The 6881-nt window shown below is 42.9% G+C and carries 4 protein-coding genes; 2 read left to right on the top strand and 2 right to left on the bottom strand.

Going from position 1 to position 6881, the window contains the following annotated elements:
* The first annotated feature begins 471 nt into the window (after nucleotides 1-471).
* On the top strand, nucleotides 472-2490 hold the full coding sequence (locus RHS_RS18160) for a beta-galactosidase (protein WP_047833979.1): 2019 nt from the start codon (nucleotides 472-474) through the stop codon (nucleotides 2488-2490).
* A gap of 58 nt (nucleotides 2491-2548) precedes the next feature.
* Nucleotides 2549-3199 carry an SGNH/GDSL hydrolase family protein gene (locus RHS_RS18155; RefSeq protein WP_044293200.1) on the top strand — a complete coding sequence of 217 codons (651 nt, stop codon included), beginning with the start codon at nucleotides 2549-2551 and terminating at the stop codon, nucleotides 3197-3199.
* Between the two features lie 156 nt (nucleotides 3200-3355).
* Here RHS_RS18155 and RHS_RS18150 read toward each other — a convergent pair whose 3' ends face one another.
* Nucleotides 3356-4900, bottom strand: a complete 1545-nt coding sequence (locus tag RHS_RS18150) for a response regulator transcription factor (RefSeq protein WP_047833978.1) — start codon at nucleotides 4898-4900, stop codon at nucleotides 3356-3358.
* A gap of 3 nt (nucleotides 4901-4903) precedes the next feature.
* A complete protein-coding gene (locus RHS_RS18145; RefSeq protein ID WP_047833977.1) occupies nucleotides 4904-6706 on the bottom strand; it encodes a sensor histidine kinase in 1803 nt (600 codons plus the stop codon).
* Nucleotides 6707-6881: the final 175 nt, after the last annotated feature.

Here is a 6881-nt window from a genome sequence, read left to right as displayed (position 1 = left end):
AGCTGGTTTATTGGTTTTTAAGTGTTCTATGCCAATAGCGTACAGCATGCCACAACCCCGGGGTCCCATCATGCTGAGAAAACCAGCTTTGTATCAACGAATGCTATCTCGGAAAGAGAAGGGGGCGAGCCAGGACATTGATTTGGAAGGCGTATAGCAGAGCTGAGTATTTACTTACCTTCCCAGAGTGCTTTTTGGCGGATACAATTCGACTGGCTCCCATCGGATTGTAAGCGGGCAGTGAGCTGCGAAATGCATCAGGATTTCGGAGCGAATGCCCGCGTGCCGCCAAAAAGGGCTCTGGGAAGGTTAGAAAATGCCAGTTCTGCGGTAAGCCTTCCAAATCAATGTCCTGGCTCGCCCCCTTCTCTTTCCGCGCACTACTTAAATCTACAAAGCGTCCCCTTCCTCAGCTAAACCCCAAATTTTGTAACTAAGTTTACTTACTATTTTACATTTTAGGAGGGAAAAATGACATATAATGATAAAGTAGAAAAAATTATGTATGGCGGTGACTATAATCCGGAGCAGTGGGAGGAAACTGTCTGGGAAGAAGATATGCGCCTGTTTGCCCTTGCGGGGATTGATATTGTTACGTTAAATGTATTTAACTGGGCGTCGCTTCAGAAGGATGAAGAAAGCTATTGTTTTGACAGCCTGGATAAAATAATGGAACTGGTAAGGAAAAATGGTATAAAAGTGTGTCTGGCTACGTCTACCGGTGCCCATCCTGCATGGATGGCAAAGCGTTATCCGGATATTCTGCGCACAGAGTCGGATGGAAGGAAACGAAAATTTGGGGGAAGGCATAATTCCTGTCCCAATAGTCCCACATACCGGAAATATTCGGTACGTCTGGCTGAGGAACTGGCAAAACGATATCAGGGCTATGAGAATATTGTGGCATGGCATATATCCAATGAATACGGTGGGGAGTGCTACTGCGGGCAATGCGAGAAGGCATTTCGGGAATGGCTGAAAGAACAGTATTTTACACTGGATGCTTTGAACCAGGCGTGGAATACTTCGTTTTGGGGGCATACTTTTTATGACTGGGATGAAATTGTACTGCCCAATTTGCTAAGTGAACATTTTGGGGATGACCGAACCATGTTTCAGGGAATCTCTCTGGATTACCGCAGGTTCAATTCCGAAAGTATGCAGCGATGCTTTGAAGCAGAGTATCAGGCGGTTAAAAAGCATACACCGAATATACCGGTTACAACAAACCTAATGGGATTTTATAAGAATCTGGATTACCGGAAATGGGCTGAAAAAATGGATTTTATCTCCTGGGACAGCTATCCGTCCAATCAGGATTCAAAGGCACAGATGGCGCTTTCCCATGATTGTATGAGAGGGCTGAAGGATGGAAATCCTTTTGTGCTTATGGAGCAGACGCCAAGTGTTACTAACTGGCAGGCATATAATGCGCTGAAAAGACCGGGTATCATGCGTCTTTGGAGTTATCAGGCGATTGCTCATGGAGCAGATGCAGTTATGTTCTTTCAGATGAGAAGGAGTATCGGGGCATGCGAAAAATTCCACGGGGCAGTGATTGATCATGCAGGGCATGAACACACCCGTGTGTTCAGGGAAGCAGCAGTTCTTGGAAAAGAACTGGCGAAGCTGAGCGGCGAACTGCTGGGCGGCAGGACACCGGCAAAAACTGCGATACTCTTTGACTGGGAAAACTGGTGGGCATTGGAATATTCAGCAGGGCCCAGCTGTGAACTGAAATATTATGACGAAGTCCGCAGCTATTACGAAGCGCTGCATCAAATGAATATTTCTACGGACATTGTGGGAACCGAGACGGATCTGAGTCATTATAAAGTTGTGATTGCACCTCTGCTTTACATGACAAAACCGGGAGTGGATGAGAAACTCCGTAGCTTTACCGACAAAGGAGGAACATTAATTGTAACTTATTTCAGTGGTATTGCAGATGAACATGACCTGGTAATTACAGGAGGATATCCTGGCAGACTTAGAGATATTTTAGGAATCTGGGTAGAAGAGACGGATGCACTTCCTTTTGGCGAGGAAAATATGTTTTCTTTTGGTCAGGAGATATATCCGGCGAAAATACTGTGTGATATCATCCATGCAGAAGGGGCAGAGGTACTTGGTGTTTATGAATCGGATTTTTACAGGGGAACTCCTGTTTTGACCAGGAATTCTTTTGGACAAGGGATGGCATATTATGTAGGAACCAGATCAGACAATGTATTTTACAGCCGATTCTTAAGGGGAATACTCAGGGAAGCGGGAATACATCCTGTAATGGAGACACCGGGGGAAGTAGAAGCGGCGGAACGCAGGAATGAGAACGGATCCTATATCTTCCTGATGAATCACGGTATAGAGGACGAGAAGATAGCTGTCCAGAAAAAATATCTGGAATTACTCACCGGACAGGTTTATAATGAAGGGGAATTTATCCTGCTGCCGGGCAGGGAAGTTATGATCTTAAAAAGGCAGGATTAGTGACACATAAAAAGAACAAGAAAAAGGAAAAAGGAAAACAGGAAATCAGGAGGACTTTATGAGACTGGAAAAAGGAAGCAGATTAGTAATGATTGGGGATTCGATAACAGATTGCGGAAGAAACTATGAGGCAACTCCGGCGGGAGGAGGATCCTTTGGTGACGGATATGTGAATCTAGTAAATGCATGTCTGACAGGACTTGCACCTTCTTACGGCATTATGGTTGTAAATAAAGGGGTCAATGGCAATACAATCGTGGATCTGAAGAAACGCTGGCAAAAGGATGTACTGGATTTAAAACCGGATTATGTATCTGTCATGATTGGAATTAACGATGTGTGGAGACATTTTGATGGACCGTTGCAGCAGCTGGAGCTGGTGGATCCGGAGGAATACAAAAGGGTGTATGATGAATTAATTACGGATACCAAGCCAAAAGTAAAAGAAATTTTTATTATGAGCCCTTTTATGATTGAACCAAACAGACAGGATAAAATGCGTACTATGGTTGATGCTTATGCTGAAATTGCCAGAGAAACCGCAGACAGACACGGGCTGTTATTTATTGATGTTCAGAAAAAAATAGATACATTCCTGGAAGAACTCTCTTCCTACATTATCTCGGGAGACCGTGTGCATCCTAATGTGCAGGGACATATGATTGTAGCCAAAGCATTTTTAGACGGTATTGGATTTTCCTGGAAGTAAGCGGGGAATGTTGGGAAAGACGCTTTGTTAAGATAGGAAGGGTACGGAAAGGGCGTTGTCACTGCCCTTCCCGTACCCTTTCCGGTATTCTGTTTATGAAGCAAAGCTGTCAGAAAGCAATTTTAAAACACGCTCCGGGATGGGACGGCGCCGCGGTTATAAACTGCCAGGATCTTTTCGGAATTCCGCTGGGCTTATGCCTACGTATTTTTTGAATTTCTTGTGGAAGTAGTCTACATTTTTGTAGCCGACTTGTTCTGCGATTTCATATACTTTCAGGGTATTTTCCAGAAGCAGTTTTTTTGAGCAGTCGATCCGGACGTGGTCGATATAGGAGTTGAAGCTTTCCCCGACTTTTTTATTGAATATTTTTCCCAGATAAGAGGAGTTATAGCCGAAGAGTGGGGCAATGGATTCCAGCTTCAGGTTCTCACGGTAATTATGTGTGATGTAGTGCAGGATATCATCCAGGACACTCTCGCTGGAAGAGCTTCCTACGGCGTTCATGCACATTTCAAATTGTTCTGAGAAAAATTGTATGATCTCATAGAGATAATATTTGTTTTCGATGAGTTCTATAATAGCGGCATTGGTTGGAAAGGGGATTTCGATGTTGCTGTATGTATGGGTCAGAATGGATTTAATCTGTATGTAAATATCAGCCAGAAAATGTTTGATACCGGTCACATCGTCCACGGCATAATACAGATTTTGTTCCAGTTCATTTAAAGTATCTGCAATTAGCACCCGGTTGTGGGATTTAATATAATCGGCAAGGCGCTGATCATAAGATACAGATTCTTTCGGTTTAATCTGCCAGGTAAACTGGTCTTCCAGAGGAAGCTGCAAAAAGCCCAGAACATGCTGGTTCTGTTCACAGAAAAAGCGTCTCTTTGAGAGTGACAACGCGTCCCCAAAGGAAAGGTGGACTTGTTCCAGGCGGTAAACCTTTCTTCCATAGGTCAGAAAAAGAGAGTCCAGGGGAGAACCTTTCTGAGGGTTTTTATCATAATGGGCAAGCAGATATTCAAAGCGTTCTATAGCAAATTCCCCTTTCAAAAGAATAATATCCTGCCCATCCAGCTGAATATGCTCAAAGGAGTTATGGTCCTGATTCGTCACTCTTAACAGACTGGCAAAGTCCCAGGCGGTTTGAAACGTATCCTGGTTATAATTTTCATAGATAATTGTCTGGTATACACTGCAGTCCAGATGGAGGTCCGAATAGTCAATGGAATAATAATCCACCTGATTAAGAAGGAGATCCCGCAGAATAGTATCCCGGGCTTTTTCACGGTATTGCAGCATGACAGTATGATTTTTATGCTCTTCCAGTAGGGCATCCCTCACGCTTTTAACCGCATTTTCCAGTTCATCTTCATCAATTGGTTTTGTCAGGTAGAAGTCTACGCCATGCCGCATTGCTGTCTGGGCATAAGAAAAATCAGAATATCCGCTTAAGATGATGAATTTTCCGTTGTAGGATTGTTCCCGGCAGCGTTTAACCACTTCCAGACCGGAAAGTCTGGGCATACGGATATCCAAAAGAACCAGTTCCGGCTGAAGCCGTAAAATTTTTTCCAATGTTTCTTCCCCATTTTTTGCCTCTGCGCAAATGGTAAAGCCCAGTGCCTGCCAGTCAATTATATATTTCAGCCCTTCCAATACGGCTGATTCATCATCTGCAATTAATACATTCATACATCATTCCCCCTGTATATTAGTGAGCGGAAGCTGAAGAGAGACCAGGGTCCCTTCTGTTTTGCGGCTTTTAACCGTTAATCCGTAAGAGGAGCCATAGCAAAGCTTAATCCGCTGGTTTATATTGTAAAGCCCGATGCTGTCGGCTGAGGCTTTATCATGGTTATTAATATTGGATATCATTTTTTCCAGTTCCTGTGCAGTCATGCCTTCCCCATTATCAAAAATATCAATGCACAGATATTCGTCGTCCATTGTACCTATGTGTATAATAATCTGTCCATTTTCTTCTACTCCTTCTAAACCATGTAAAATGGCGTTTTCAACAATAGGCTGCAATAGCAGCGGCAGTATCTGAAAATCTGAAATATCAGTTCCCGGTTCAATTTGAATTTTGTAATTTACACGTTCATGGAAGCGCAGCTTCTGAATGGACAGGTAGGTTTCGATATAGTCCATTTCTTTTTTCAGCGTGGTGGATGAGGTACCGGTATTTTCCAGGACATAGCGCATGGATTTTCCTAACAGCTTAATAGCCGTAGCTACTTCACGGTTTCCGGCAGTCAGGGACTTCATGCGGATCGTCTCCAGTGTATTGTAGAGGAAGTGGGGATTGATCTGGCTTGCCAGCATCTTGAACTCCATTTGCTGCTGCCGGTTGGTGATTTCCTGTTCTTTGATCTGAGCCTCATACATCTGGGATTCGTTGTCTTTTATTTTTTCAATCATTACTTTCAGATCCTGAAAGGCTTCTGATAATTCATCATCCCCTTTAAATGAATCAATAATATCATAGTCCCCGTTACTTGCCTGGTGCATAGCGCTTCGCAGGATTACGACACGGGCACTGAAATATTTGGTAAATAAATAGATAATCCCTGTTGGAACGAAGAGGATCAGCAGGATGATAATGCCATAAGTCAGGGTGACCTTATTAATATAGGGATATGCCTGGAAATTCAATGAAGTCAGATACAGGATATCGTCTGACTGATAGGGAGTCAGTGTGGAAACTGCGCTCAGGCATATTTCAGCGTTTAATTCATTTTCTCCCAGATATTGATAAAAGCCGTTGCTGTAATCAACTGGTACACCAAGGGGAGAGCCTACTAAGCTGCGGTCGCTGCTGTAAAATACAGGCTCCTGATTGACGGAGAGGATCGTAGTCAGCGTATTGTTTTCAATCCTGTTTTTCAGGTAATTGGTACTTATTGTCATGGCAAGAACAGCATAGCTTTTCGTATCCGGAAGGGGAATTTTCCGGTATAAAGTCAGTTCATAGTATTCATTGGAGAATTGGTCTGTGCGTTTTTTTACTTTCCAGAATATATTAGACTGCCGGGAAGCTTTTTGGAACCAGTCAGTTTCCCGGGTTTCATCCGATGCAAACAGAATCCGGTCATAGTCTTCAATCGTCTTGTTAAGAGTATAGATCTTTAAATCTGCCAAGGAGGTTTCATTTTTCAAAATGGACTGGATTCTCTTATAATTACCGCATGCCGTCCGGGAATCCACAGGAGAAGGATAATTTGTGCCAAGAAGTTTTTGCAGATTGGCATCAAAGGTGAGATCTTCGGACAGATTATAAATGTTAGTTGTTAAGTCAAACATAATGGATTTAATACGCAGATTGTCCGATTCAATCTGGTTCTCATAATGATTCGTCAACAGCTTCTGGGTATTCAGGAGGAGAATAATCCCAATCACCGTAACCGGTATCAGGATCGCGGCAAAGAATATGGTGTAAAGCTGTCTTTGAACTTTGGTTTTTGAAAACAGGGATTGCAGTTTGTCTTTTAATTTCATCGGTGAATCCTTTCTGCCGGAGAAGTCATTAAAAAGGGGGTATCTGCTATAAATTACAGGCATTTATTACTTTATATTTATTGTACAACAAAACAAAACACACGTACAGCGTCATTATTGGAGGTAAAATACTCTAATTTTTAGAGTGTTTTATCTGGAATTCTAATGGTATCCG

The sequence above is a fragment of the Robinsoniella sp. RHS genome (assembly GCF_001029355.1).
In the GTDB taxonomy this organism is placed as follows: Bacteria; Bacillota; Clostridia; order Lachnospirales; family Lachnospiraceae; genus Robinsoniella; species Robinsoniella peoriensis.
This window is presented reverse-complemented; position numbering and strand designations above follow the sequence as displayed.

Excerpts from the sequence above, each read along its gene's own strand:
- RHS_RS18155 (WP_044293200.1), top strand. The coding sequence starts at position 2,549 with ATGAGACTGGAAAAAGGAAGCAGATTAGTAATGATTGGGGATTCGATA.
- RHS_RS18160 (WP_047833979.1), top strand. The coding sequence starts at position 472 with ATGACATATAATGATAAAGTAGAAAAAATTATGTATGGCGGTGACTAT.
- RHS_RS18150 (WP_047833978.1), bottom strand. The coding sequence starts at position 4,900 with ATGAATGTATTAATTGCAGATGATGAATCAGCCGTATTGGAAGGGCTG.
- RHS_RS18145 (WP_047833977.1), bottom strand. The coding sequence starts at position 6,706 with ATGAAATTAAAAGACAAACTGCAATCCCTGTTTTCAAAAACCAAAGTT.